Source organism: Nostoc sp. PCC 7107, from assembly GCF_000316625.1.
Lineage (GTDB): Bacteria > Cyanobacteriota > Cyanobacteriia > Cyanobacteriales > Nostocaceae > Nostoc_B.
Window position 1 is genome coordinate 1,299,781 of sequence record NC_019676.1, and the last position, 26,082, is coordinate 1,325,862.

The following is a 26,082-nucleotide window of genomic DNA, read 5'->3' on the forward strand; positions in this document are numbered from 1 at the left end:
CATAATTATGCGACTTTACAATAGTCTGCGTTGTTCTCCCCACTTGCGTAGTCTTAAAGCCAACAACAACATTAAAACCCCAAAGACAATCGCATAAGCAGCCATTATCCACAAAATTGCCAATGCTCCAGCTATAGGCCAAATAATTAGCAGAACGCCAAAAATTAGGGATGCAATACCTGCTGCTATGAGCAACCATTCATTTTCAATGTCTTGGCGCAGCTGATTTGCTGTAATAATCTCGAATATACCAGTGATAATTGCCCAAGCAGCTATTAAATAAAGCAAAATTAGTGCAGTGATTCCTGGCCAAATAAATGCCATGACTCCCACTGCAACTCCAATTGCGCCTTCTATTACCAACAACCATCCGTGGATATTGCCAAGATGATCTTTAAATCCAGCGATCGCTAATAATATTCCACCACCTAGCGCAAACGCAGCAAACAGAAATACCAAAGCTGTTAAAGTAATTCCCGGCCAAAATAGTGCGGTTAAGCCAAATATGATAGCGAGTGTTCCACGCAATGCGAGTGTCCACCAATTTCTTGCTAACCGGATTCCTATCCTCATCGGATCAAAATTCTCTGTCATAGATTTAATCCATGAAATTAGAGAGCAGAAGGAAAAGTACTGAAGGGGTGACAAAAAAGTTATAAAGCAGACTGGATAAGAGTCATAGCCCGTAGACCTTGTTGAAAATATGGCAGTTTACTGGGCTTGAGGCGCATCAATTCATGAGCTAAATCAGCCCAAAATTCCATTGCCCCTACCCATAACTGACCATACAAACCAATCCAAAAAGCACTATGTCGGCGGTGCAATCGTTGTAACTCCTTCAGACGACCAACATATTTTTGTAGTCCAGAGGAGCGAGAATTACGACCAACTAAAATAGCACAAGTATAGGCAATAGCAATTAATAAAATCAGTGCTATCAAACGTTGACCATCAGCATAAGTAGATTCGAGATTATACCCCCCAGTTTTACAATCTTTAAACATGGCTTCGATACCACTCCGCAACTTAAATGCTTTAATGGCATCTTTGAGACTATCAAGGTTAGTTAATAAAAACCAGCCAGCAGGCTCAACAACTCCACGATATTTGCGCTTGTAATATCCGGCGAGATTAAAAATTGGCAAACCCTTTCTGTTTAGTTGCTTGAATCCCTGTCAAAAAAAACGAGATGCCAGGAGTTAATCCCAAAGATTGTAAGCGTTGGTGTGATTGGTTTTCTTGCCGAATATAAGTACCTTGTTTCTGACGCAATACAAAGTCAATGCCCTTGCTATGTAACCAATTTGCTAGTTTTATACTGTGGAATTCTCTATCTCCCAGTACCAGCATTTGATATCCCTTAAATAACTGCAATAGTGGACGAATTAATTTTTTCTGCTCTCCCAAATTGCTACATCCTTTTTTAGGTAACAATAGCCAGTACACAGGTATTGCTCTTTTTTGTTCTATTAAACTAATTACAAATACATTTTGTGAACGCCATTGTGTTCTATCAATCGCAAATATTAGCCGTTTCTCTCCTCTTTTCAGACTATTTTTCACCCATCGTTTGAGCAGGGGAAACCACAGATATGGAATCGACAACTGAGGTAGTAGTAAAAAATCTTTGTATACTCCGCCTCCGACTTTCAAATTTTATCGGTTGTGGAAATACTGTTGCTAGTTTCTCAATTGTCACAGTTTTATGAAATTGCAATAGCATTAGTAAGATTTCTAGCATCTTGTACTGTGCGGGTGTCAGTACATTTTGAAAGCAGTTTTGGTAGAATTTAGGTAACATTATCATTTGATAGGTCTTGTTGAGAATACCTGACCTATCTTTTTTTACCCCAAAACGGTCACGCTCCTCTATTTTCTTGGCTTCAGCCGCTTTGTCACCCCTTCAGGGAAAAGTATTTGGTGGTTCACCCATTTCCTCACAAGTGCTGCGGTTTAGGGTTTGCACACTATTTGTATAAAAATTTGTTCTTTAACTGTCATTAAATACGCATATTTACGCACAAGTTCCTTATAAGTGCGTGTATCTATATCATGTTGAAAAATCAATTATTACTCAGTAATTTAAAGATTCTTGGTTCAGCATCACTATGTGAGCTAAGACTCATCGCTATTACACCTATTTAATAAATGGCGTTGCTTGCTAAACTCAGCATAAAAATTTCTTACTCTTCTTCCATCTGACTAATGGTGCATGGTGCTAGATAGATTAATCTTCCTGGGGAAAGACGTACGTGAGAAAACTTTTAATATGGCCTTGCGATTTTTACCTTGGTTGTGACATACTCAAAACAATAAATACGGTAAATCTATCGAGTTGGTGGTGTTTAGACTTTGAAAGTTTGGCGGGTGGACAAGCGTTTGACCCGTTGCTAACCGTACAGCCAGGAATAAACAATGCTAAAAGACGCGCAAGGACTTGAAGTAACAACCGATTCACCAGCAGCGATCGCAGCCATCAACCAGTTTATGGAACAATCCCTCAGTTATGGCAAAGATACTGAAGCTGTGATTCTTGAAGGTGTAAAAGCAGATCCAGGCTGTGCAATGGTTTATGCCTATACAGCGGCTTATTATCTGACGCAAGAAAATGCTCAGGCGTGGAAACAAGCGAGACCTTATTTGCAAGCGGCGCAATGCCATTTAGTCGGAATCACAAAACGAGAACGATTGTATATTCAGGCGATCGCCGCTTGGGCGATGGGAGCAATTGATCAGGCGATCGCCCTACACGAAGAATTAGCCGCAAATTATCCGCGTGATTTAATTTCGGTACAACAGGGACAATATCACTACTTCTATTTAGGCGATAAAGAAAGATTACTCAAAATCGCCCAAAACGTTCTAATTGCTAATCCAGAAAATCATTATTTATACGGTATGGTGGCCTTTGGTTTAGAACAATGCCATCAACTAGAACAAGCCGAAGCAATGGGTCGAAAAGCAACCACCATCAATCGCTATGATCCTTGGGCGCATCATGCAGTTGCCCACGTTATGGAAACTCAAGGCAGAGTAGATGAGGGTATCGCTTGGATGGAAAGCCTGGCTGATACCTGGGAAAACTGCAACTCTATGTTGTACACACACAATTGGTGGCATATAGCGCTTTATTACCTAGAGCGAGGTGATATGCAGAAGGTATTAGCTATATACGATACTCATGTGTGGGGTCGGGCAACCAAAGAATCTCCCAAAGATCAGGTAGGAGCGATCGCATTGTTGTTAAGGCTAGAGTTGCGCGGAGTTAATGTCGGTAATCGTTGGCAAGATTTAAGCACTTATTTGTTGCCGCGGATTGATGAACATGCCTTACCCTTTCAAGATTTGCACTATATCTATGCCTTAGCCAGAGCTAGACGATTTGACTGGGTGAATGAGATGTATCTGAGTATGCAAAAACATTCTCAGAGCATTAATCCATACTTGCGTCAGAACTGGTTAAAAGTAGCAATTCCGGCAGCCAGAGGGATGATTGCCCATGCCAAAGGTGAGTATTCCATCGCTAAATCTGAATTAAAAATCGTCTTACCACTACTGCATCGGATCGGTGGTAGTCATACTCAACGAGTCTTATTTGAGCAGATATATCGAGATGCAATTTGGCATAGTGAAAAACAAACTCAGGTTTATGCCATTGCTACTGCAAAAGAAAAGGTAACTACTTCACAACAACTCGTAGCAGGTATCCTCAATGACCGACAATAATTGAGTACTATTTCCAGCTTGAGGACTAGATTGATCATGATTCGTTCACTCACAGCGATCGCCCAGCGACATCTATTAAAGATTACTCTTGTAATATTTATCACCATAGCTAGTAGCTGCATCCTACCTACTCCTACTTGGGCAGATTCTTCTAACTTGGGAGTTGATCATGGTCATCTAACTTCTTGTCCAAGTTCTCCAAACTGCGTTGTTAGTCAAGACGCTGATGTCGAACATAGCATTGACGCGATCGCATATCATACAGACCGCGATACAGCACGAGCCACCTTACTCAAAGTTCTCACTGTTGTGCCGCGCACAGAGGTGATAGAACAGACAGATAATTACATCCACGCTCTTTCTAAAAGCCGGATATTCAAATTTGTTGATGATGTGGAGTTTTATTTTCCTACTGATGAGTCAGTGATTCATATTCGTTCTGCGTCTCGCGTTGGACAGTCTGATCTTGGTGTGAACCGCAGACGTTTAGAGCAAATTCGTTTAGCTCTGCGCGATTTAAATATTTAGTATATTACTGGCGATCGCTAACCAATTACCTCATAACCTGCCTGAATTGCAGTATTGTAGATTGTAGCGATCGCCTGATAATCTGACCAATCCATAGTAGCGAAACGCTTCACACCAACTTTTTGCATCGCGGTTTGAAGTTCTGCATCTGGGTGGAGTAAAGCTGCTTGCACCTGCTGAATCAATGATTGATCTAAATGTTGGGCTGCGACTAAAGGCGGCATCGGACATGGGCCGATAGATTCTACTACTCGTATATGCTGCGATAAATCGGGACAATCTCGTAGTTCTTGCTCCAAGACTACACTATCAATACCTGCACAATCCGCCAGCCCCTCAATTACCCAACGAATTGAACGCTGATGAAACCCCGATTGTATCGTCTTTCCAAAAAACCTTTTTGGGTGTTTGCCTTGTATTAACCGATGTCGAAGTAAATTATAGCCACTATTAGAGCCAGGGTCGTTGTAACACAGGACTTTATCAGCCAAATCTGCAAAGCTGTATAAATAGCTGTTTGCATTGACAATCACATCCGTAAAGTAAACCGGACGATTTTGATAGCGTGGTGCTTCCATCACTGGCGCAACTATAGGCTGCAACTGATTTGCCACCACTTGATGATATCTAACTAAAGGTAAGCCACAGATAAATGCTAGGTCTAGCTGCTCTGTTAATAGTATTGGGTCTGCTAGGGGGTCATATTTACTGGCTTGCAGTTGGGTTTCCACTCCCACAATCCGACCAATGTAAGCCATAATTGCTTCATAAAACCAGAACCAATTAGGTGCTAAGTGAGATACAACCCGCAGCTTTATTCGTTCACTCACTTACTACTCTCCATATCCAATTCATCTTGCTGTGTGGTAAATATCAGCAACTTGCGATAAGACCAATGAATGCTGAGGAACATTAGACTCATTAAGGTTAAAAACATAATGCTGAAAACTATTCCGTAGCTTTTAGTGTGCCACCACAAGCGGCGGGTAAATGCTGTTGCCAACAGCGCTGGCTGCAATATTTGATGAATATTTTGAGAATTATTTAAGCTGATAGTCAAGGATGCTGTGTTTTGCTGTGCAATTGCCATTTTTACTACCTTTTACGGCTAAATATCAAATACGGTATTTCGATAGAGTTAGTGATGTATATTAAATATCGCATAGCTTGAGGCAACAAGCAAGTTTTCAGCAAAGTATTTACATTGCCCCGTTTCTTCTTGATGATGTGTCACGCTGGTAATGAAGAATTTAATGCCTTATTTCAAGTCCCAGCGAGAATGTCTAATCAAGATTGGTTATCAAATTTGCGAAAAAACAGAGCGATCGCCGTTATCCGTGCCTCAAAAATAGAATTAGGAGAGCAGATGGCAATGGCGGTAGCATCTGGGGGAATGCAGCTAATAGAGATTACCTGGAATAGCGATCGCGCCGCAGAATTGATCGCTAAATTACGCATGAAATTACCTGATTGTCTGATTGGGACAGGTACATTATTCAACGTGCAGCAGTTACAAGATGCGATCGCCGCTGGATCGCAATTTTTATTTTCGCCTCATCTTGACATAGAAATGATTAACGCCGCCGTTACCAAAGATGTGCCGATTATTCCAGGGGCGCTGACTCCCACAGAAATTGTGAATGCTTGGCATCATGGCGCTAGTTGCGTGAAGGTATTTCCAGTGCAAGCCTTGGGAGGAGTCAGTTATATCAAGAGCTTACAAGCGCCGTTGGGGCATATTCCTTTAATTCCGACTGGTGGGGTAACGCTGGAAAATGCCCCAGAATTTATCCAAGCTGGGGCTGTGGCTGTGGGGTTAAGTAGTGAATTATTTCCGAAAAAGTTGGTAGCGGCAGAAAATTGGCAAGCGATCGCTCAACACACTAGTAACCTAATACAGAAATTAGCGTAACAAAATACACACTTACTGAATTTTTAGGCTACAAAGTAAAAAGGAAACAGTTCTTAAGACTCCCTCTTTCAACTGCATACATCATGAAAAGTCTGATTAATTCTCACCCCATACACCACTGGAAAAAATTGGTTATGGGTGCAGCAATATGTTTGAGTGTGATTGGTGTTGGCACAAATACAGTCACGGCCAGTTCCAAAAACGAGACAATCAAACAAAACATCCAAACTCTACAAAAATCTGACCAACGTTGGATTCAAATTAATCTCTCAACCCAAAGATTAACAGCATGGGAAGGGAGAAAATCTGTTTATGCAGTGACTATTTCCACGGGTAAACAATCCACTCCCACAAGGATTGGTAGCTTTAAGATTCAATCTAAGCATAAATCAACCCGAATGCGCGGCAGAGACTATGACGTTCCCAACGTTCCCTATGCAATGTTTTACCAAGGTAACTACGGAATTCATGGAGCCTACTGGCATAAAAAATTTGGCACACCAGTAAGTCACGGTTGCATCAACGTCGCGCCTAACCATGCTAAATGGCTATTCAATTGGGCATCGTTAGGAACACCTGTGGTCATCCACAAGTAAAAAGTAAATCACAGCAAATCAAGACATTAGTGATTCCGGCTCCGGAATCGCAACAACTAGACTTGAAGTAAGAAATATAAGAGTAGAGTACTCTAGTCAGTTTATATATTTTTGCGTAAGTCCTGTGTAACACTACAAGTGCAAATATCAAATACAGTGGTTTGCACTTTTTCAACTCACAAAGTTAAATAAATCGCCGTCAATACTCGAATAAAGTTTAGATAACTTCAGCAGCGAGAGGCAAATCAACTCTAGGCACCAAGGTATAGAAATATAGGGGTATAAGTGATGAAAACCCGGATATTCTTACTTCTTCAGACCTAGTTACAAGATCCAACCTTGGTACGTAGCTGTTTTAGTAGTCTCACTTGATACTAGCATTGGCAGATGATTAACGTAGACATTCCATAAACAACTAGAAATTATTTTGGCAATTTGGAGTGTTTATGAAAACTACAACATATCTTTCGCGTTGTTAGCAGGTGATGCAGAATGCAAACCCGAAGTAGAACTGTTGGAATTCGTCGCTCAGGAAACTTTTGTACAGGTGTCGCGCTGCTGTTAGCAACTTTTTTATCCTCAGCGCTACCAACGGCTGACCCCAATTCTGTGATAGCTACAGCCGCGTCACTCAACAACAACATTAAAATATCTGACAGTCGGGGAGTATCCCAACCTCGCCGGATTGAAATTGATTTATCCCAGCAACGCTTACGAGCTTGGGATGGCGAAAAGCTGGTTTACAACTTCCCTGTATCTACAGGTAAACGCGCTACCCCTACACCCATTGGTAGATTTCATATTCAGTCGAAGTATCGCACTAATAGAATGCGGGGTAGGGGCTACGACATTTCTGATGTTCCTTATGCAATGTATTTTTATGAAGGCTATGCGATTCATGGCGCTTATTGGCATAACCGTTTTGGCACTCCAGTCAGCCACGGTTGTGTGAATTTACCAGTAAAGCAGGCGCGGAAGTTGTTCAACTGGACGAAGCCAGGGACTGTAGTAGTGGTGAAACGGTAAAACTTAATTTTGATGATTTGATTGAGGATAGGCTGCTGGCTTATCCTCAATTACTTTTTTGTGGGATTTATAACTTACACAAAAAACCTCTCAAACTGCTTTTCTCTGTGAACTCTGCGCCTCTGCGGTTGATTAATCCCTTAAGTCAAATGATTGCAGCGCCAAAAGTTCTAAAATGACTCCATTAGTCCAGCCAAAACCTATTTCATTAGAACTGTAACCAAAGCAAATCTCGTCAGAAACTTGTGCAGAACATCGCTCAACGTCATATTTTTCGACAAAAAAACCACATCTGGTAAATTCTTTAATCGCCATAGTGAGGAATTTATCAGCAATGTCATTGGCCTCTAAATGATATCCATAACGGTGCAGTCCTTGGACAGCAATCAATGTTAGTGGCCCCCAGCCAAAAGGCGCATCCCATTGATTTCCTGTAATGTGGGTACTGGTGAAAATTCCCCCAGGTGCGGCGAATAAAGTCAAATTTTTGACAATCTTTTGGGCTTGGGTAGGAGAAGCCAGTCCTGTCCACAGCGGATAAAAAGTAGTGGCAAACTCATAATGACGACGTTGGTCACTGTGGAAGTGATAGTCTAGGTAAAGCCCTTGGTCTTCATCCCATAAGTATTGATTGATACGCTCACGCCGGAGATTAGCGCGATCGCTCCATTGTTGTCCAAGTTCGGGATTTCCTAAAATCTCGTGAATTTGCGCCAAGTCTTGTTCCATTTGATAAAGCAGACTGTTTAAGCACACTGGCGCATAGTGAATGATATCAACACTAAAGGGGCCAAAGCGGTTGGTGATATCAAAACCAGACTCGCGCATGGAGCGATCGCCTTTGTAAAATAAGTCTGTTAGTTCGTCTTTTTCTCGGTCATAATACAGACTCACATCATAGTCATCAATCTCAAATTGTTGATAATATTCCTTGACGCGTTCGTAGTGGCTGCGTCCGGCTTCATCTAGTTCTGAGAACAAAACTTCTGGTGCGGGCCCTTCGCCTAAAGCATAATACCGAGACAAGCCTGTTGCCGAATTGAGATGGGGCGGGACTACCCAGTAGTAATAAAATTGTTCTAATAATGGCAGAGTTGATTTTAACCATGCTTGGTCTTGGGTGTGTTGGAATAATGCCAGCACCATCATACTCAGGACGGGGGGTTGCGATCGCGTCAGCATATAGGTACGGTTGGCATTGAGGATAGTACCGTAATGCTGGACTTGATAAAGTAGTTGATCAACTTGGCTTTGGGCTAGTTCCCATTCTTCATCCCGCAGTAAACCGAGCAAGATAAAATAGCTATCCCAGCCATACATTTCGTTAAAACGCCCGCCAGGAACAACATAAGCGCCAGGGAGATATAACAACCCGTGTTCTTCGATGGCTTCAACTTCGCTAGGTAAGGTGCGAATTTCTATTTGCTGCATTTCTTGGGTAGACAGCGATCGCTCTAATACAGACTTGACTGTATTACAGTCTTCTTGGGGGGAGATGTAAACTAACCACGGGGTGTTGGGTTTGTGTTCTAGTTTGGTGTCTTGGGCTGATTCTAGTAAGTGTTGGTGGGAACGGGTGAGGGTTTTCCAGGTTTGTTTGATGTAGGTGCGGACGCTGGTTATTGGGGGGCTGGTGAGTTTTTGGGTCATGTTTTTTAACGCAAAGGTTGGCGCGGAGGTACGCGGAGAGGGGGAAAGAGAGATTTTTTGATTACTTTGGTTGTATAAGTTACTCAGAAACTAGTAAAGCTACGGGGAGGTGGGAGAGGGCGGTGGCGATGGGTAGGGTGTCTTCTGTGTGGAGGGTTTGCTGGGTGAGGAGGTTTTGCCAAGTTTTGCTAGGGAGTTTTAGGTGTGTATCTTGCCATACCGACTCGCCTAGTGGGGTTTGTCCGGGTTGGATGAGGGTGGTGAGGAAACGGGGGATAATGGCGATCGCAGTTTGATTGTGATGTTGTCTGGCAAAGGCAATGATATGGTTGGCGTGGGTTCCGTGGATTTCTATTGGTTGGTATTCGCCGTTTTGGAACAATGAGAGATATTTGATTCTGGCGGTGAGTGCTTGTAGTGTTAGAAACAGTTTGATTCTCCCGTCAGTTTTATTGGTGAGGAGTTCTGCAATTAAGCTGAGAATATCGGTTTTGATTTGCTCTTGGATGGTACTCAAGTAAGTACGTCGTAATTCAAAATCTACGGGACGGCGGTTATCTGGATCAACTAAGCTTAAATCCCAGAGTTCTGTTCCTTGGTAGAAGTCGGGGACACCAGGTGCAGTAATTTTAAGGAGAGTTTGAGAGAGGGAGTTAAATATGCCATATTCGGCAATTTTTTGTTGAAAAGGGCGGAACCTTTCGAGAAATTGCGGTGATAAGTTGGTGTCAAGAACTTTCTGGATGAAGGTGGTACAGGCTGCTTCATATTCATCATCAGGACGCAACCATGCAGTGTGAACTTTTGCTTCCCGGATGGCTTTAATCATATATTCTTGCACCCGTTCCACAAAAGAGGCTTGTTCGTGTTCCGCAAAAGGAAGTGCGCCGACTAGGGTTTGATAGAGAAAATATTCATCGTTGCGATCGACAAGGTTACGATGTTGTTGATTGAGTTCACTCCATCTATTTACTTGTTGTTCCCATTCTTGGGGAATTTCTGACAATACATTTAACCTCGCTCTGACATCTTCGCCGCGCTTGGTATCATGGGTAGCTGTGGCGTTCATGGTGTGAGGCCAGTTTGCTTGATGCTGTTGATTAAAGTGATGAAATTGCTCGATCGTAATTCCAAAATGACTAGGGTTCCCTCCGACTTCGTTGAGCGAAATTAGTCGGTTATAAACATATAAAGTAGTATCTTCCACACCTTTAGCCATGAGGGGGCCTGTGTATTGCTGCATCCGCAAGACAAAATAGATCCACTGTTCTTTTTCTGTTTGGCTGAGAGATTCATCAAACTGCAACAGCATAACTTTTTCTAAAAAGTTCATTTCATGCTGTAACAGAGGTACTTGTTTTTTCGCCTTGTTAATTACTTGTTGAATACAGGCTTTATCACTATCTGGGATTGTATCGGGAGTGATATAAGTACGATAGACGGGGAATAACATCAGAACTTCGGCGATCGCTCGTTTCAATCCATTCAATGTAAAATCATTACCATAGCGGTATTTGCTGGCAATATTCTTCAGTAAGTTGGCTAAATTATCCACGTCACCCGCTAAATTCTTTTCGAGAATTAGATGTTTTTTCTCTTGCACAAGTGAGGAATAATTAAAGCGTGAACCAATAAAAGAACTATATATCTTATCAAATGATCTTTCATTTTGAACTTGACAAAATACACCATTGACGTAATTCAAAAAATCATATCCTGATGTACCTTGAATCTGCCAATAATTGGGTAAATCTTCTGTTAGTTCTAAAATCTTCTCGACGGTAATATAAACATCGCCCATTTTTTCCCGCAGCCGTTCTAAATACTGCGTCGGGTTATATAGTCCATCAATATGATCAATTCTTAACCCAGTAAATACACCCTCTTCTACCAATTTATGAATTAAACTATGAGTATTGTTAAACACGCGCATTTCTTCAACTTTCACCGAAATAAGTTCGTTAACAGTAAAGAAACGGCGATAGTTCATTTCCTCCGCGCCAACTTTCCAGAAAGCGAGACGATAAAACTGGTCGTTGAGTAAGTCATCCAGTAAGTTAAAACTTTCAGAATTACCTGGTTCTCCATTAAAGATTTTCAGATTTTCGGTAATGAATTCTCGGATATCATCATTACTGTTATACAGTTCCCAAATCAAACCTTTAATAAAAGCAATTTGGTCTTGACACTGCTTCCCTGCAACTTCCGAGGGAACACTTTTGAGAATATAGAGAATACCTAAAAGTTTAATAAAATCAGGATGATTTCTGCCTAATGTGCGGGTGAGTTTCCCTAAATTATAACTAATAAACTTAGTATAAGACTCTAAACGCAAAGGTAATTTTAAACTGTAATAGTTAACAGTTAAACCATTCTGCCCATATTGCAGTTGAATATCTCCCTTTTCCAGAGCTTCACCATAAAAATCTCCCAACAAAGGTGCAAGGATTCGCTCTTGACTATTAGCAAATGGAGAATTCCAACAAACATCAAAATAATCAGTATAGCTAGAATCTGCACCATGCTCCAACACATCCATTAAATAGGGATTTTCGCTACTATAAGCATTATGATTCGGCACAATATCCTGTAGCCAACCCATCCCCAAAGATTGTAATTTCGCCACTAAATTAGCAAAATCTTCCGTAGTTCCCAATTGCGGATTTAACTGCGTAGCGTCTACCACATCATAACCATGTGTACTATCAGTCCTCGCCTTAAAAATCGGCGAAGCATATAAATCAGAAATACCTAAATCTGATAAATAAGATGCGATCGCTCTAGCATCATCAAACCCAAACTGGGGTGTAAACTGAATCCTATAAGTTGCCTTCGGTATCCGCATAAAATTCCACTTGTGATAAATAAACTCAAAAAAACTCCGCGCCTACCTCAGCGCACCTCTGCGTTAAAAACCTTCTAAACCTCCACCTCATACAAAACCAAACTTGTGAGTTGTAATCTAACTTTTTCCCCCACAGATAGTTTGTCAGAGGCTTGAGAACTGTCTGCTGAGTCCAATAACTTCCGCGCATTCTTCTGAATAGGTAAACTCACCTCCACTAACGACGAATTAAAATTCATCGCCAATATCACTTCCTTCGACTCACCCCAACGCCTCACCACAACTATCTTTTTCTCCTCATCACTCGTTGCGGCGATACTGTCGCGGTCATAATTCAACAACGCCGGATGAGTTTTGCGTAAATGAATTAACTTACGATACCAATCCCATAAAACCTTGTGCTGTCCTTGGTGGCGTAATTCCCAGTTCAATTTACATTGCAAAAAAGTTTCCGCAGATTCCGGGTCTGGTGGGTCTTCAGCATAGTGGAACGCCTCAAACTCTTGTTTGCGTCCAGCACGCACAGCTTGAATCAAATCGGGGTCGGAGTGGCTGACAAAGTACATAAAAGGTGCAGTTTCGCCGTATTCTTCACCCATAAAGAGTAATGGTAAATAGGGTGATAACAACACCGCACCAGCCGCTAACTTCAAACCAGCAAAGGAAATTCGCTGACTTAAGCGTTCCCCCTTCATTTGATTACCGATTTGGTCATGATTTTGAATACAGACAGAAAACTGAGATAATGGGCGATCGCGACAAGATATCCCATGAAACCGTTTACGGTGTGGCGCATACCGCCAATCGTAGACAAAAGTATCTTGATAAGCTTTAGCTAAATCTGCACATTTACCGAAGTCTTGATAATAACCTTGGCGATCGCCTGTTAACAATGTGTGCAAGGAGTGATGAAAGTCATCACTCCACTGTGCGTCAATTCCATAGCCACCCAATTCTGATGGACGGATGATTTGGGGATTATTCAGGTCACTTTCCGCAATTAAATGACGTTTCCATGTCTCCCCACGAGAGAAATTATGTACAACTTCCGCCAGTTCTCCCAAAAAATGCTTTGCACCCAAATCATAAATTGCTTGAATCGCATCTAGTCGCAAAGCATCTATGTGAAAGTCTCTCAACCAATACAAAGCATTTTCAATAAAATAATTGCGTACACCTTGACTATGAGCATCATCGAAATTCATCGCGTTGCCCCAAGGTGTCTTATATGTTTTCGTAAAATAGGGCGCAAATTGACCCATATAATTACCTTCTGGGCCAAAGTGGTTATAAACCACATCCAACACCACAGCAATTCCATTGGCGTGACAAGCATTCACAAACTGCTTTAAATCCGCTGGACTACCGTAAGAATTCTGTACTGCATAAGGATAAACGCCATCATATCCCCAGTTACGGTATGCTAAATCAGGCTGAATATGAGTATCGCCGGGAAATTGAGCGATCGGCATAATTTCGATCGCATTGATTCCTAATTCCCGCAGTTCCGGTAGACAGGGAATAATCGCTGCAAAAGTTCCTTCTGGCGTGAATGTCCCTACATGGAGTTCATAGAAAATCATCGCTTCCAAAGGAACACCAGCCCAAGTTGTATCTGTCCACTCAAATTGATGATCGATAACTTGAGAAGCACCGTGAACACCCTGGGGTTGAAACTGCGAAGCTGGGTCAGCAAAGGCTTCTAGGTCATTTAATCTATATCGATAAAGTGTATCTGGATACACATCATTTACTTTTATCTGCCAGTATCCTTCTGCTTGCGGTTTCAGCGGAATTAACTGTGGCTCTGGCGTTAAAATTTCTACTGCAATACTGTTTAATATGGGAGACCAAACAGTAAACTCACACTCTCCGTTACCTAAGTAGTGAGCGCCAATTTTCACACAGTATCCTCCCTTTAAATAATGTTATGGATGAATGTTTGCTAATTGCAAATGTCATCAAATACACACTTTTTAGTCATTTTCCAGATAGCATCATGGTCTGTTTCTCAGTTATTTCACCAGTGCCAAAAGACAGATTTATGAGTAAGCATTTCTTGGCAAATAAAAAGACCAGCCTCCCACAGCTGGTCTATCAAATGTTTTTTCGCGTTGTCTTCTCAATAGAGTTAAAACCCGATTGCGCGTTCCCAAAAATGCAACGGGCAACTTTTCTTAACAATATTGTAACAGCCAACACAGTTTTTTCTTAAAAATTTACTAAAAAAAGATAAAACCATTTCGGATTTACTTCCATCTTTGAGAATATTTCACCAAACCGCAGGAGATAGGGGAAAACGGGATATGAGGGTATGGGTTATATGCAAGATATGTGAGAACTATTAACTATTGACCCTTGACTAACTGCGGTTTCCCCCAAAGAATACGCTCTTGTTTGTAAATCGCAATTCCTGGTTTGGCTCCTTTGGGTTTGTAAACGTGCTTTGGTTGAGTATAGACTACTGGTACTTGGTCACTTTGTCGGGCGCGACTGTAGTAAGCAGCGAGGTTAGCCGCAAATTGCAGGTCATCTTTGTCGGGAACAGTCCCCGGTTCTAAACGCATGAGGAGATGGCTTCCGGGAATTTCTTGGGCGTGAAACCATAAGTCATAATCTCCGGCTATGCGAAAAGTTAATTGGTCATTTTGCCCATTATTCCGGCCAATTAAGATTTCTACGCCGTTAGGGGTGCGATAACGACGGAAGTTAGTGATAGCAGTTTCGTTAGTACTACGATTACGATATCCTGGGTCTTCTAAATATTTTTGTCCAACTAGCTCATCGCGGATTTCTTCTAAAGCTTGCAAGTCTTCGGCTGTTTCGTAGTTTTCGATTTGCGCGATCGCAGCTTCTACTTGTTCTAAATAATCAATTTCTGACTGTACTTCCAATAATAGCGGTTCCACCGCAGAACGAGCGCGTTTGAGTTTTTGGTGCTGCTTGTAAAAATATTGAGCATTCTGCACACCGTTTTTATCAGGTTGGAGTGCGATCGCTACTGGTTCCCCTGTCTCAAAATCAGCTAAAATGATTTCTTTCATTCCTGGTTCCCAGTTTTGCAAGTTAGCCATCAACAAATCTGCTTTTTGGCGATAATCATCAGCTTGATCTGATTGCTGCAACCGGGTTGTAAAGGCTTGCGCTTTAACTTTTAACTTTGCCAGAATGTTGTTTAATTTCTGACTCAGTTGATGGCGCAGTTGGCTAAATACCTGTTGATTTAGTTGGTCAGTATAATACTTATTCAGTAAGGCTTGGGTATCTTTGACTGGTGCAACAGCACCCCAACCCATCACGGTGTAACCCGTTGCTGTCCAAGCTGGGTGGAATTTACCTAAATCTAAAGCTTGCAACCATTCTTGCCAACGTTGAAACAGTTTTTGCCAATCTTCAGAACTAAGTTGATCAGTTGTAGTTTCTGGTGCAATATTCGCCGCCAACAGCAGAGAATCTACCAGCGCCGCACTTAAACCGCTATAACTTTTGATTATTTGACGCTTAATTGCACCGGGAACCAAGCTCACCCTTTCTTGCCAACGTGCAGGAGATTCGCTCAAACTGGGAACTGGCCCAGTCAGTTTGGGTGGAAATTCGTAAAGCTGTCCAGTTTGAATCGGCCTGACACTCGATTGTTGCTCACTAACTTGATGGGCAGCTGTAATGATGAAATTATTAGCATCAGTGAGAATAGCATTACTGTATTTGCCCATAATTTCCACATACAAGTGATATAGGGCAGATTCTCCCGGACGACGAGCAAATTGTAAATCAATCGCCCTCTCCCAAGGAGCGATCGCTTCAATACCGATTAGAGCCAAACCACCCAATTGGTGTACTAATTGCTGGCTGAAAGTAAAAGTATCCGGCGATCGCGGCGGCGGATCACCAATACAAATCCGTGCAGCTTGGGGATGCCAAGAAACTTCCAGCCAGCCCCGTTGTTTGAGGGTGCGTAAGGCGATAGAAATAGTGTAGCGATCGCGCTGATAAACTTGTTCTAAACGCGATGGCAGCCAGTAAGCGCGTAGTTCGCTACAAGCAGATTTAAGGGTCGTAAAGTCAACTGGTTGCACAACAAAAAGTCCGATGCTCAGTATATGCTATCTTGTCTATAGGGTTCCTACGGGATTTTTGTTAAAATTCCGTACTGCGGCCAAAGTTTTTCCTGTTCCCTGTTGCCTTCCGAGAAAATAATTTCAGGAACCAAATCAGATTGCTATAGCTCTGCTTGGCACAACATGAAAAATATGAAATACTCCATATCCTCCCGCCTAGTTATGGCTACATTGGTGGCTACAGGAGCATTGTTATCCATCACTCCAGTCAATGCTCAACAGACCCCAGAAACTGTAGCTAATGGAATATACCATCCCAGAGAGTCCAGATTTTTCCGCGAGGGAAGAGAAAAATTTGAAAGAGAAATCGGATTTTTGCAAAAAGATAGTATTTCTTCTCTAGAGGGTATCCTCAAAATTACTCCACAACCAACACCCATCATCAAGCAGCCACTTCTTGAAAATCCTCAATATTTACCGAATAACAAAGCTCTACCATCAGATTAATCAGAGAATCATCCAGTGGAAGATGATTAGTCAGAAATGAATGACAAAAAGCTGCGATCGCAGCTTTTTGCTTATTACAGGTCATATACTAAGGAGAATAAAAATAATTCAGTATAAACGAAAATAACTATTGAGGGCAATAAATTATGATTCAAGCTTTAAATAAACTAGTAACCTTTGAAGATTTTGCAGCTTGGCGACCGGAAGGTGGAAGATACGAATTACATAATGGCATTATTATTGAAATGGCACAACCAGTTGGAGACCATGAAGATGTTGTTGGTTTTTTAGCACTAGAAATATCTGCCGAAATCAAGCGTCTAAATCTACCTTATTACATTCCAAAAACTGTATTAGTCAAACCACTTGAATGTGAATCAGCTTATTCACCAGACATATTAATAATCAATCGAGCAAATTTAGTAAATGAGCCTCTATGGAAAAATAAATCAACTGTATCTCAATCTGCATCTATTCCATTAGTTATTGAAGTTGTTAGTAGTAACTGGCGGGATGACTACTACAAAAAATTAGCTGATTATGAAGCTATAGGCATTCTTGAATATTGGATTATAGATTACGCAGCTTGTGGTGCTAGAAAGTTTATTGGTAATCCTAAAGTACCTACTATATCTATTTATCAACTAATCGATGGTGAGTACCAAGTTACTCAATTTAGAGGCGATGCCCATATTGTCTCATCCACTTTCCCCGAATTGAATTTAACCGCCAGACAGATTTTGCAAGCTGGCGGTCTGCCAACGTAGCCAAAACCGCACATCTAGCAGAATAGCAGAGGCTCTTCAAATCAAGAGACTGAATGCTATTTTGAGCATTCAGTCTCTTGACTTTTGAATTGAGCTTAGTTTCTGTTCAACAATTAGGGTGCAGAAAGTGGGTTATATTGCTGCTTTTTTAACAGCTTACCGCTTAGGCGCACTCAAACCACGACGCTCCAGAATTTGCCGCACCTCTGGGCTGGGGGTGTAGTTATAGCCGTAAGAAGAATTTTCCGAATCATCCATAACTTGAGGTGTGAGTAACACAATTACCTCATTACGCTGATTATTTTTGTTTGTTCTTCTAAACAGTGAACCAATTAGCGGTAAATCTCCCAAAATAGGGATTTTAGAAACGGTTACTCGGTCTTGGTCTTGAATAATCCCTGAAAGAATTAGTGTCTGACCATCACGTAACCGAATTAAGCCAGAATTGAGCGATCGCTCCGATACTAAGAATATACTTTGAGTATTACCGCCTCCGAGATTAATTTCTGCTGAAGATTGGGGGGCTTTTACAATTGGAGCTACTGATAATGACACAAAACCATTGTCATCAATTCTGTCAACTTTGACAGCTAATGTGAGTCCCACACTTGTTTTCTCGGCGGTCACTGTTTGTATAGCAGTATCACTACCACGAGTTATTTCATTCTTAACGTTTCCTACTACTTCTTGAGTCAGGTTAACATTAGCGGTTTGACCTTCTTGCACAATTAATGTTGGGTCTGTCAAAATCTTGGCATTACCACTTGTCACCTGAGCTTGCAAACTAGCAAGAAAACGTTTGGGGAATTGAAATAAAGTTGGCAAAGAGGTAGTAGCTGTACCAAGAGCGCCTTGTGAAACCGTCGATGTACCATCAGCGTTTCTTGTAATGATAGTATCTGTTGCTGAAGTAATATTGGAAAACCCTGGTTGTAAAGGGTCTCCAGTAGGCGCAACAGGTTGATAGAAGGTAGCAGATCCTGAATTAGCTACTCTAGTGATGTTACCATTTGCGTCTACTACTACAGTACCTGGGCTAGTTCCTGGAATAGATACAGTATTATTTGGATCTAAGAAAGGCGATCCTTGAATTGGGTTTGTAATGACTGGTGTACTAGTTACACTGCTGCTTGCTTCAGCACTAGTAGCTGGTCGAGAACCCCCAAAATTCAAAGATGCAGCACCGCCATCATTCACAAAAAAGTTATTGCCAACACCAAAAGAAAAACTGGTGTTAGTGTTGTGGGTGTTTAAAAGGTTAACATCAACAATTTTGACGTTAACTGCTACTTGACGGCGACGAATATCAAGCTGTGTAAGCTGAGAAATGGCTATATCAATCTGTTTGGTAGGGCCAATCAAGGTTATAGAATTTGTCCGTTCATCACCTAATGCCTGCAAACCTCGTAATAAAGGTGTTGTGTATTTAGAATCATCAAGAGTGAGACGTTCAATTCTTGTTTCTGTTGTTGTCTGACTTTGAGTGACTGGGTTAGCTCCAGCACCCACAGGTACAGCAGTCACATTGGTTACTTGTCTTTCTCTGGTAACTGCACTTTCAGCCCCCATTCCAACTAAAAAGTTCAACGCCACTCCTACATTTACCTGATTTAGTCGCAAGCTACGCACAACAACATCACGAGTTGAATTAGGTAACTTAGTCCCAACAAAAACTGTACGACCATTGCGGTTAGCTTCTAAACCACTTAAACGCAAGACATAGTTAAACACATCTTGTACAGGCTCGTTCTCTATATCTAAAGAGATTGTTTGAGAGCCGGTGGTAGTAGGAGCAGCACCTTGCTGGCCTCCAGCAGGATCACCACTGATATAAGCCAAATTGAGGTTAGCTGCACGCGCCAAAAGCGATAATACTTCCCGTACTGGTGCATCTCGCAGCACCAACCGAGGAACACGTTCTTGGGTTCCTAAATCAATCACACTCGGAGAAGCATCTGTAGCCGAAACCGCAATATCTCCTACTGGTGGAGCAACGGCTCTAGGCAAAAAAGGAGGGGCTTGGTTTACCGGTTGACCAGGGCCAGCGGCTTGAGCAGGTCTGCTATCAATACTAATTTCCGGGTTAGGAACAAGAACATCTGGCTTTTGATTTGGTTGCACTGAAACCGGAACATTTGCAGACGGCGCTGATGCGGTGGTTCCTGTTGATGGGGTAAAGCCAAGGGTGAGTCTGTCATCTTTTCGTACCACTGGTTGGCTACCTGGTGCATCGTTGTCACCAGTTACTATCACCCGAATGCTATTAGCGTCTAGTTGAACAACTTCAACAGAAGCAATTCCCGATGTGGGTTTATCTTGACGGAAGTTACCCCTTTGTGGTAAACGTAGTTGAGCATTAATAATATCAGAAACTAAAGTTTTACCTCTTTTAGTCGTAAAAACCTGTGGGCGAGAACCTAAAGATGTCTTTAGAACAACATCAATGCCACCATCAACAGCATTTAACTTGACATCATTAATTTGCGTTACCTGCGCCCACCCCGGTTGAGCTGCCAAAAATGTCAAAGCAGCACCCAATATTAAACTATTACCGTGAAGCTGTTTCACAGTTCATTCCTCACTTTATAAACATTTTTAAGCAACACTTGTTGAGAAAAAGCAGCCCTATTAGCTCTAAAACTCTTCTTTTTTTCTACTCAGCACTCAGTACTATTGTTTAGGCGGCGCTTTAGGAGCAGCCGCAGCTAGTTCTTCTGTCGTAAGCGGTATTAAAGCCTGTAATTGGAAAGATGTAGTAATTGGCGGAGGCCCTACTTGACGTACGACTTTGCCTGATTGGGTATTAGCTTGTACTGGAGCTAAGACTGACTGATAATCTCTAACTATTAACAAAGGCTGTAAACGCTCTATATTTCGCAGAATAGATTGAGTTTGCTCATAAGTGCCAACAAATTCGACATTTATGCTTATGCGTTTCAGTTTGTTATCGACGGCTACACCCAAAGAGCCATCTGTAATCGGTTCTGCTTTATTAGTAGTTGGTGCAAACTTTTGGAGTTTGGCTTTAACAGCATTAGGTGGAACTTGAGCATTACCAGACTCAACCAATCGATTTAAATCTAGTAGCAAAGTATCTAAAGTTTTTTCGTTAGAAAACAAGCCTAAAACTTGAATTTTTTGTTGTTTTGCATCAGCCAAGTCTTTTTTTACTTGGTCGATTTGTTTGAGGGTGGCTTTTTTCTGGTCAATTTGTCCTTGTAGTTCTCCAGTTTTTGCTTGCTGCTGTTGATAGTTTTCCCATGCTGGCATTACCATGTTGAGCAGTATAAATAAAGCTCCAAACAGCCCTACTACCCCCGCGATCATGCCAATAATTTGGGGAGTGAAGCTAATACCAAAAACTACAGGGTAGGGCGATGCACCTGAATCAAATTCTTCGCCCTGATCGGCGAAATTCAAATCTTCACTCAGCGTCATTTCGGGATGACTCCTGTTTGTTGCATAGTGCGAATTCTAGCGACTAGTCCTATCGTGCCTTTTTGTTCTAACTCCCGGACTAATTCGGAAGCTGGAACATCACTTAAACTCGATTGGATTGTGTATTTAACTATTTGCGGCGGTTTGATGGGAACTTTAGATGTATTTGTAGTTGGTGGTAGCGGTGCATCTATTAAGCTTGCAGTGGTAATTCTGCTGTCTGAAGCTTTCAAAAATTGAGACTGTTGCAGACTCAATAAGAAGTCGTTGACATCGTTAAAAGACCGAGCTACTCCGGTGATTTCGATACCACCAGCCGGATTGCTTGGCGGTTGGCCTTCAGCGGCTGGAGTGGGTAGAAGTTGTTTGACGTTCTCGATTTGGACTGGGCCGGGAATGCGATCGCGCAAATCTTGTAACATTGCTGACCAAGGCCGAATTTGGTCAAATACAGTTACTAAACTTTGGGTTTCCCCTTTAACTGCATTCGTTTCTTCCTTGATTTTGTTAACATTTCCTATTTCTGTATCTAATTTAGTGACTTCTTGCTGTAACTGTGCTATGTTCTGCTCTAGTTCACCATTTTTACTTTGCAGTATCCACCAACCAGCCCCTGCAAAAATCGGTAAACATAAACCCAAGCCAACTCCTAAAAAAATAGGTTTACGATCTCCTGCTGGAAGTTTTCGACCCCCTTTTTTGTCACTCTTATTTTGATAAATCGGGCGGTCTTTGAGAAAGTTAACATCTAAACTGTACATTCTGTCATACCTCCCGCATTCCGAGGCCAAGTACAATCGCTAAAGCAGAGCGTTGTAAAGTTGGATATTTTTGTTCATCAACTTGCAAAGATAACGCCCCAACCGGGTCTATTTGGGTCGTTGGCAAACTCAAGCGTTGTGTAAAAAACTCATCTAGCTGTTGCAGACCGCCACCTGGCCCAGCCAAAATAAGCTGCGCTATTTCTAAGTTTTCACTCTGATTCAAGTAAAAATCGATAGAACGGCGCAGTTCATCTGTGAGTTCCCCCAAAACTCTCATCATCGCCGCCATACCAGGGTTAATTCCTGTAACCCCAGTTTGCCCACCATCCATAGGGGTCGCAGGAATAGTCATTTCCTGTAAAAGTTCCATATCTCGTGATGTGGGTAAACTCATAGCCCTTGCTAAGGCTTCTTGCATTTGATAAGTGCCAATTGGCACTGTCCGTGAAAATTGTGGGACTCCATTCACGATGATGGCTATTTCTGTACTATCAAACTCAATGTCAACAAGTACAGCCGCTTCCTGTGGGCCAAATTGCCGCAGTTGTTCACGGATTGTCCGAATCAGCGCAAAACTGTTAATCTCTAAAACATCGATTTGCAATCCTGCCTGCTCAAACGTACTCAGATATGTATCTGTCACTTCCTTGCGAGTAGCAACTAACAATACTTGTACTTTTTCAATGCCATCCTCATCTACAAAATACCCAAGTTTTTGATAATCTACATCAGCCTCCTCACGGGGATATGGTAAATACAAACCAGCTTCATGATTTAACACCATGTCCCGTAATTCTTTGTCATCTAACTCAGCTGGCACTGGGATAAGACGTACGATAGAATCTCGTCCAGGTACACCGGTAGCAACACGAGAAGCCTTGATTTTGCTTTCAGCCAAGCCTTGCTGAATGATTTGCGCCATTGTTGGGGGGTCAGTAATTTGACCATCTGTCACCACACCTTCGGGAACTGGTATAGATGTCAAAGATTCTAGTTTTAAGCCTTGGCGCATCTTGCGTAACTGAACGATATTTACCCGTTCTGAAGCAAGTTCGATGCCAACCCCTTTATTAGATTTGCCAAACAGACTATTGAAGCTTTTCACCACAGTTCCGCCGGACTACTAAATTGGAAATTTAAATTGTCAACGCAGTATATTGCGTCTTTACGGGTAATTGATTTAGCCTATAATCTCGTTAATTCTCCATAAGCTTTTCATTTCTATCAAGGGTGAAAATACTGGTAAAATGATTCGATTGCAAAAATTCAAACAACTAACAGCTTGGGCAATAATTGGTTTATTGACCAGTTGGATTGTCAGTTGCAGCACAGGTAACGTCGGCACAAGTCCAAAACAAGGTACAACGGAAGTAGCCAATATTGAGTTTTGGACAATGCAACTCCAACCTCAATTTACTGACTACTTTAAAACTTTGATTTCTAATTTTGAGTCACAAAATCCCGGTGTAAAAATTAACTGGGTTGATGTGCCTTGGTCTGCTATGGAGAACAAAATTTTAACAGCTGTCTCCGCAAAAACGCCACCTGATGTTGTTAACCTCAATCCAGATTTTGCGTCCCAACTAGCAGGACGAAATGCGTGGTTAGACTTAGATACCACAATTCCCCAAGATGTGCGTTCTGCATATTTACCTAATATTTGGAAAGCCAGTACACTTAATGGCAAAAGTTTTGGAATTCCCTGGTATCTCACAACACGGTTAACTATTTATAACACTGATTTATTGAAACAGGCAGATATCAGTAAACCACCGGGTACATACACAGAATTAGCAGAGGTAGCACAACAAATTAAAAATAAAACTGGTAAATATGCCTTTTTTATCACTTTTGTACCGCAAGACTCCGGGGAAGTGATGGAGTCTTTGGTACAAATGGGAGTGACTTTAGTCGATGCTGAAGGTAAAGCAGCTTTTAATTCACCACAAGGTAAAGCTGCATTTCAGTATTGGGTTGACTTGTACAAAAAAGGACTACTACCAAAAGAAGTATTAACCCAAGGTCATCGTCATGCTATTGATTTATATCAATCTGGTGAAACTGCATTTTTAGCGTCGGGGCCGGAATTCCTCAAAACAATAGCTAATAATGCGCCAAAAATTGCTCAAGCATCAGCCATAGCACCACAAATCACTGGCGATACTGGTAAGAAAAATGTGGCGGTGATGAATGTAATTATTCCTCGCGCTACTAAACATCCTGATGCAGCTACTAAGTTTGCCTTATTTGTCACGAATGACACAAATCAATTAGCTTTTGCTAAAGCTGCGAATGTTTTACCTTCGACTACCAAAGCATTATCTGATAGTTACTTTAAAGATATGCCAGCTAATGCCTCTACAGTTGAAAAAGCCAGGGTCATTAGTGCTACACAATTACAACAAGCTGAGGTATTAACTCCAAAATTAAAAGATTTCAAGAAATTACAAAAAGCAGTTTATGACAATTTACAAGCAGCTATGTTAGGGCAGAAAACTGTAGATAAAGCTGTTGAAGATGCAGCGCAACAGTGGAATAACCGTTAACTTTGAAAGTCTCATAACCTCGATTTCTTGAAGAAGTCGGGGTTATTTTTGTTTATGCGTGATTTAATGTTGCTAAAAAATGACCAATTAAATAAAGGGAACCACACAAAACTACTAAATTATCTGTGTCAGTAAATGCTGATTCTAATGCTGAGGATAAATCACTGTATGTTTGACACAAACTTAGTTCTGGAAAAATATTATTAGCTAGATTTGCTAATTCTACGGGATTGGCTGAACTATTATCTGGTACTGGGAGTAAATATAATTTATCGCCTGTTCGGAGTAAAGCTTGAAAAATTTCGCTATGCTCTTTTGTCGAGAGCATTCCCATGATCCAAGTTACATTTTGAGTATTTAAACTATCTACATAATTGCGTAAAACTTTAGCTGCTGCGGGGTTATGTGCGCCATCAATTAATAATTGATAATTGTGCCAAGTCAGCCATTGCATTCGTCCTGGCCATTTGGTTTTTGCCATACCGTTGATTATGGCTGATTGAGAAATTTCCCATCCTTTTTGTTGGAGAATTTCTAATGTTGTTAAGGCTAAAGCTGAATTAGTTAATTGAATTTGCCCTTGTAATGGTAAAGGATATTGAAGTGTCTGATATTCTGCCCATCCGGGAGAGATTTGCAGCGCAGGTTGGGGTGTAAATATTGGGCATTGTAATTCGTCGGCACGCGATCGCACAACTTTTTCTGCATCAGCTGGCAATGAACCCATGACAACAGGACACCCAGGCTTGATAATTCCGGCTTTTTCTCTAGCAATATCGCCTACCGTTGGCCCTAATTGTTGCCAATGTTCGCGGCTAATGGAAGTAATAACTGTCACCAAGGGTTCAGAACAGACATTAGTCGCATCTAAACGGCCGCCTAACCCAACTTCTATTACTGCAATGTCAACTTGTTGCTGGGCAAAATACAACCAAGCAGCTGCGGTAATAATTTCAAACTGAGTGGGATATTCATCATCAGAGGAAACAGCCGCCTGGACTGTTTGCAAAAGTTGACTCAATTCCTCTGAAGAAATTGGCTGTTCATTGATACAAATCCGTTCTGTCCAATCAATGAGATGGGGAGAAATGTAACGCCCTGTCCGATAACCAGCTTCTGTAAGTACTGAAGAGAGATATGCACAGACAGAACCTTTACCGTTTGTACCAGCAACGTGAATCACAGAGATGCGATCGTGGGGGTTGCCCAGGTTTGCCAACAGTTTGACAATACGTGAAAGTCCCAGATTTACACCAAAATGTTGCAAGGGTTGAAGTAAAGAATCAATATTCACAAATGAAGTATGAAGTATTAAGTATGAAATGTGAAATTTTATTTTTTAACCTTCTGCCTTCTGCCTTCTGCCTTCTATCAACAAAACCGACTGCCCAGATTTACCAGAAACAGTCGGTTTAAAGGTGATAATGTAAATTTATGTTTAGGCTTCTCTGTTTAAAAAGCTTTGAACTTGTCTCAAAGCTGCTGCACCGATGTTAAACACAGCCCAGCCAGCTGCAACAGCGATAGGCGCTAAAACGATCGCTACACGAAAATCGATATCCATAATTTAGAACCCCTCTGTTAAGTAGAAATTAAAGTTTTATCAACTCTTCTCATTTTTATTTTTAGCTGAAGTGGGCATTTTTTCCCAACTTCTATGTAAAGAAAGATTAAATTTTGTCATTAGTCATTAGTTCTTCTCCCTTCCCTTATTCCATT

24 protein-coding genes are annotated in these 26,082 nt (G+C 41.5%); 8 read left to right on the top strand and 16 right to left on the bottom strand.

Annotated elements, in window-relative coordinates:
• Nucleotides 1-15 precede the first annotated feature (15 nt).
• Genes NOS7107_RS05550 through NOS7107_RS29795 form a run of 4 tightly spaced genes read right to left on the bottom strand, consistent with a single transcriptional unit; the run spans nt 16 to nt 1,801 of the window.
• Entirely contained in the window at nt 16-594 is a 579-nt protein-coding gene (locus NOS7107_RS05550; RefSeq protein WP_015112005.1) for an HdeD family acid-resistance protein, read from the bottom strand.
• Between the two features lie 59 nt (nt 595-653).
• Nucleotides 654-1,145, bottom strand: coding sequence for a hypothetical protein (locus NOS7107_RS29785; protein ID WP_367580069.1), 492 nt, complete (start codon nt 1,143-1,145; stop codon nt 654-656).
• Nucleotides 1,132-1,563 (bottom strand): hypothetical protein, encoded by a 432-nt coding sequence (locus tag NOS7107_RS29790; RefSeq protein WP_367580072.1) that lies wholly within the window; start codon nt 1,561-1,563, stop codon nt 1,132-1,134. Before NOS7107_RS29790 ends, NOS7107_RS29785 begins: the two co-directional genes overlap by 14 nt.
• Entirely contained in the window at nt 1,553-1,801 is a 249-nt protein-coding gene (locus NOS7107_RS29795) for a hypothetical protein (protein ID WP_367580074.1), read from the bottom strand. Before NOS7107_RS29795 ends, NOS7107_RS29790 begins: the two co-directional genes overlap by 11 nt.
• 614 nt (nt 1,802-2,415) lie before the next feature.
• Between NOS7107_RS29795 and NOS7107_RS05565 the strand changes: the two genes are divergently transcribed.
• Nucleotides 2,416-3,726, top strand: coding sequence for a tetratricopeptide repeat protein (locus NOS7107_RS05565; protein WP_015112006.1), 1,311 nt, complete (start codon nt 2,416-2,418; stop codon nt 3,724-3,726).
• Between the two features lie 36 nt (nt 3,727-3,762).
• Nucleotides 3,763-4,254 (top strand): DUF1499 domain-containing protein, encoded by a 492-nt coding sequence (locus tag NOS7107_RS05570; protein WP_015112007.1) that lies wholly within the window; start codon nt 3,763-3,765, stop codon nt 4,252-4,254.
• Between the two features lie 17 nt (nt 4,255-4,271).
• Here the strand turns inward: NOS7107_RS05570 and NOS7107_RS05575 are convergent, their stop codons facing one another.
• The gene (locus tag NOS7107_RS05575) at nt 4,272-5,084 is read right to left on the bottom strand and encodes a phosphate/phosphite/phosphonate ABC transporter substrate-binding protein (RefSeq protein ID WP_015112008.1); all 813 of its coding nucleotides are present in this window, start codon (nt 5,082-5,084) and stop codon (nt 4,272-4,274) included.
• Complete coding sequence (locus NOS7107_RS05580; RefSeq protein ID WP_015112009.1) at nt 5,081-5,344, bottom strand: hypothetical protein; 264 nt, start codon at nt 5,342-5,344, stop codon at nt 5,081-5,083. Before NOS7107_RS05580 ends, NOS7107_RS05575 begins: the two co-directional genes overlap by 4 nt.
• Before the next feature lie 189 nt (nt 5,345-5,533).
• Between NOS7107_RS05580 and NOS7107_RS05585 the strand changes: the two genes are divergently transcribed.
• The 3 genes from NOS7107_RS05585 (at nt 5,534) to NOS7107_RS05595 (ending at nt 7,788) form a co-directional block, all read left to right on the top strand.
• Nucleotides 5,534-6,166, top strand: coding sequence for a bifunctional 4-hydroxy-2-oxoglutarate aldolase/2-dehydro-3-deoxy-phosphogluconate aldolase (locus NOS7107_RS05585; protein ID WP_044500545.1), 633 nt, complete (start codon nt 5,534-5,536; stop codon nt 6,164-6,166).
• Nucleotides 6,167-6,300: 134 nt separating this feature from the next.
• Nucleotides 6,301-6,762, top strand: coding sequence for a L,D-transpeptidase (locus tag NOS7107_RS05590; RefSeq protein ID WP_367580077.1), 462 nt, complete (start codon nt 6,301-6,303; stop codon nt 6,760-6,762).
• 492 nt (nt 6,763-7,254) lie between these two features.
• Nucleotides 7,255-7,788, top strand: coding sequence for a L,D-transpeptidase (locus NOS7107_RS05595; RefSeq protein WP_015112012.1), 534 nt, complete (start codon nt 7,255-7,257; stop codon nt 7,786-7,788).
• Between the two features lie 132 nt (nt 7,789-7,920).
• Here NOS7107_RS05595 and NOS7107_RS05600 read toward each other — a convergent pair whose 3' ends face one another.
• From NOS7107_RS05600 to NOS7107_RS05615, 4 genes are all read right to left on the bottom strand, one after another.
• Nucleotides 7,921-9,438: a trehalase family glycosidase gene (locus NOS7107_RS05600; RefSeq protein ID WP_015112013.1), complete on the bottom strand. Its 1,518-nt coding sequence runs from the start codon at nt 9,436-9,438 to the stop codon at nt 7,921-7,923.
• Between the two features lie 79 nt (nt 9,439-9,517).
• Complete coding sequence (gene treY / locus NOS7107_RS05605) at nt 9,518-12,283, bottom strand: malto-oligosyltrehalose synthase (protein ID WP_015112014.1); 2,766 nt, start codon at nt 12,281-12,283, stop codon at nt 9,518-9,520.
• A 74-nt stretch (nt 12,284-12,357) separates the two neighbouring features.
• Nucleotides 12,358-14,187, bottom strand: a complete 1,830-nt coding sequence (gene treZ, locus NOS7107_RS05610; RefSeq protein WP_015112015.1) for a malto-oligosyltrehalose trehalohydrolase — start codon at nt 14,185-14,187, stop codon at nt 12,358-12,360.
• A gap of 444 nt (nt 14,188-14,631) precedes the next feature.
• Entirely contained in the window at nt 14,632-16,359 is a 1,728-nt protein-coding gene (locus tag NOS7107_RS05615) for an NFACT family protein (protein ID WP_015112016.1), read from the bottom strand.
• Nucleotides 16,360-16,533: 174 nt separating this feature from the next.
• On the opposite strand from NOS7107_RS05615, the gene NOS7107_RS05620 reads away from it, so the two are divergent.
• On the top strand, nt 16,534-16,848 hold the full coding sequence (locus tag NOS7107_RS05620) for a hypothetical protein (protein WP_157373966.1): 315 nt from the start codon (nt 16,534-16,536) through the stop codon (nt 16,846-16,848).
• Nucleotides 16,849-16,994: 146 nt separating this feature from the next.
• Complete coding sequence (locus NOS7107_RS05625; RefSeq protein WP_015112018.1) at nt 16,995-17,615, top strand: Uma2 family endonuclease; 621 nt, start codon at nt 16,995-16,997, stop codon at nt 17,613-17,615.
• Between the two features lie 156 nt (nt 17,616-17,771).
• Here NOS7107_RS05625 and NOS7107_RS05630 read toward each other — a convergent pair whose 3' ends face one another.
• The 4 genes from NOS7107_RS05630 to pilM form a co-directional block, all read right to left on the bottom strand.
• The gene (locus NOS7107_RS05630; RefSeq protein WP_015112019.1) at nt 17,772-20,183 is read right to left on the bottom strand and encodes a type IV pilus secretin family protein; all 2,412 of its coding nucleotides are present in this window, start codon (nt 20,181-20,183) and stop codon (nt 17,772-17,774) included.
• 102 nt (nt 20,184-20,285) lie between these two features.
• Nucleotides 20,286-21,053 carry a hypothetical protein gene (locus tag NOS7107_RS05635; protein ID WP_015112020.1) on the bottom strand — a complete coding sequence of 256 codons (768 nt, stop codon included), beginning with the start codon at nt 21,051-21,053 and terminating at the stop codon, nt 20,286-20,288.
• Complete coding sequence (locus NOS7107_RS05640; protein WP_015112021.1) at nt 21,050-21,814, bottom strand: PilN domain-containing protein; 765 nt, start codon at nt 21,812-21,814, stop codon at nt 21,050-21,052. The genes NOS7107_RS05635 and NOS7107_RS05640 overlap by 4 nt, the downstream gene beginning before the upstream one ends.
• A 4-nt stretch (nt 21,815-21,818) precedes the next feature.
• Nucleotides 21,819-22,925 (bottom strand): type IV pilus assembly protein PilM, encoded by a 1,107-nt coding sequence (gene pilM / locus NOS7107_RS05645; protein ID WP_044499717.1) that lies wholly within the window; start codon nt 22,923-22,925, stop codon nt 21,819-21,821.
• A 139-nt stretch (nt 22,926-23,064) separates the two neighbouring features.
• Here pilM and NOS7107_RS05650 point away from each other — a divergent pair, with 139 nt between their 5' ends.
• Nucleotides 23,065-24,363, top strand: coding sequence for a sugar ABC transporter substrate-binding protein (locus tag NOS7107_RS05650; RefSeq protein ID WP_015112023.1), 1,299 nt, complete (start codon nt 23,065-23,067; stop codon nt 24,361-24,363).
• A 52-nt stretch (nt 24,364-24,415) separates the two neighbouring features.
• On the opposite strand, the gene NOS7107_RS05655 is transcribed toward NOS7107_RS05650, so the two are convergent.
• On the bottom strand, nt 24,416-25,657 hold the full coding sequence (locus NOS7107_RS05655) for a folylpolyglutamate synthase/dihydrofolate synthase family protein (RefSeq protein ID WP_015112024.1): 1,242 nt from the start codon (nt 25,655-25,657) through the stop codon (nt 24,416-24,418).
• A gap of 144 nt (nt 25,658-25,801) precedes the next feature.
• Entirely contained in the window at nt 25,802-25,927 is a 126-nt protein-coding gene (locus tag NOS7107_RS05660; protein WP_015112025.1) for a photosystem II protein Y, read from the bottom strand.
• Between the last annotated feature and the right edge of the window lie 155 nt (nt 25,928-26,082).

Bases quoted from the DNA above. Each gene is read 5' to 3' on its own strand.
- NOS7107_RS05550 (WP_015112005.1), bottom strand. From the start codon at position 594: ATGACAGAGAATTTTGATCCGATGAGGATAGGAATCCGGTTAGCAAGA.
- NOS7107_RS29795 (WP_367580074.1), bottom strand. From the start codon at position 1,801: ATGTTACCTAAATTCTACCAAAACTGCTTTCAAAATGTACTGACACCC.
- NOS7107_RS05565 (WP_015112006.1), top strand. From the start codon at position 2,416: ATGCTAAAAGACGCGCAAGGACTTGAAGTAACAACCGATTCACCAGCA.
- NOS7107_RS05570 (WP_015112007.1), top strand. From the start codon at position 3,763: ATGATTCGTTCACTCACAGCGATCGCCCAGCGACATCTATTAAAGATT.
- NOS7107_RS05580 (WP_015112009.1), bottom strand. From the start codon at position 5,344: ATGGCAATTGCACAGCAAAACACAGCATCCTTGACTATCAGCTTAAAT.
- NOS7107_RS05585 (WP_044500545.1), top strand. From the start codon at position 5,534: ATGTCTAATCAAGATTGGTTATCAAATTTGCGAAAAAACAGAGCGATC.
- NOS7107_RS05590 (WP_367580077.1), top strand. From the start codon at position 6,301: ATGGGTGCAGCAATATGTTTGAGTGTGATTGGTGTTGGCACAAATACA.
- NOS7107_RS05595 (WP_015112012.1), top strand. From the start codon at position 7,255: ATGCAAACCCGAAGTAGAACTGTTGGAATTCGTCGCTCAGGAAACTTT.
- NOS7107_RS05600 (WP_015112013.1), bottom strand. From the start codon at position 9,438: ATGACCCAAAAACTCACCAGCCCCCCAATAACCAGCGTCCGCACCTAC.
- treY (WP_015112014.1), bottom strand. From the start codon at position 12,283: ATGCGGATACCGAAGGCAACTTATAGGATTCAGTTTACACCCCAGTTT.
- NOS7107_RS05620 (WP_157373966.1), top strand. From the start codon at position 16,534: ATGAAATACTCCATATCCTCCCGCCTAGTTATGGCTACATTGGTGGCT.
- NOS7107_RS05625 (WP_015112018.1), top strand. From the start codon at position 16,995: ATGATTCAAGCTTTAAATAAACTAGTAACCTTTGAAGATTTTGCAGCT.
- NOS7107_RS05635 (WP_015112020.1), bottom strand. From the start codon at position 21,053: ATGACGCTGAGTGAAGATTTGAATTTCGCCGATCAGGGCGAAGAATTT.
- NOS7107_RS05640 (WP_015112021.1), bottom strand. From the start codon at position 21,814: ATGTACAGTTTAGATGTTAACTTTCTCAAAGACCGCCCGATTTATCAA.
- NOS7107_RS05650 (WP_015112023.1), top strand. From the start codon at position 23,065: ATGATTCGATTGCAAAAATTCAAACAACTAACAGCTTGGGCAATAATT.
- NOS7107_RS05660 (WP_015112025.1), bottom strand. From the start codon at position 25,927: ATGGATATCGATTTTCGTGTAGCGATCGTTTTAGCGCCTATCGCTGTT.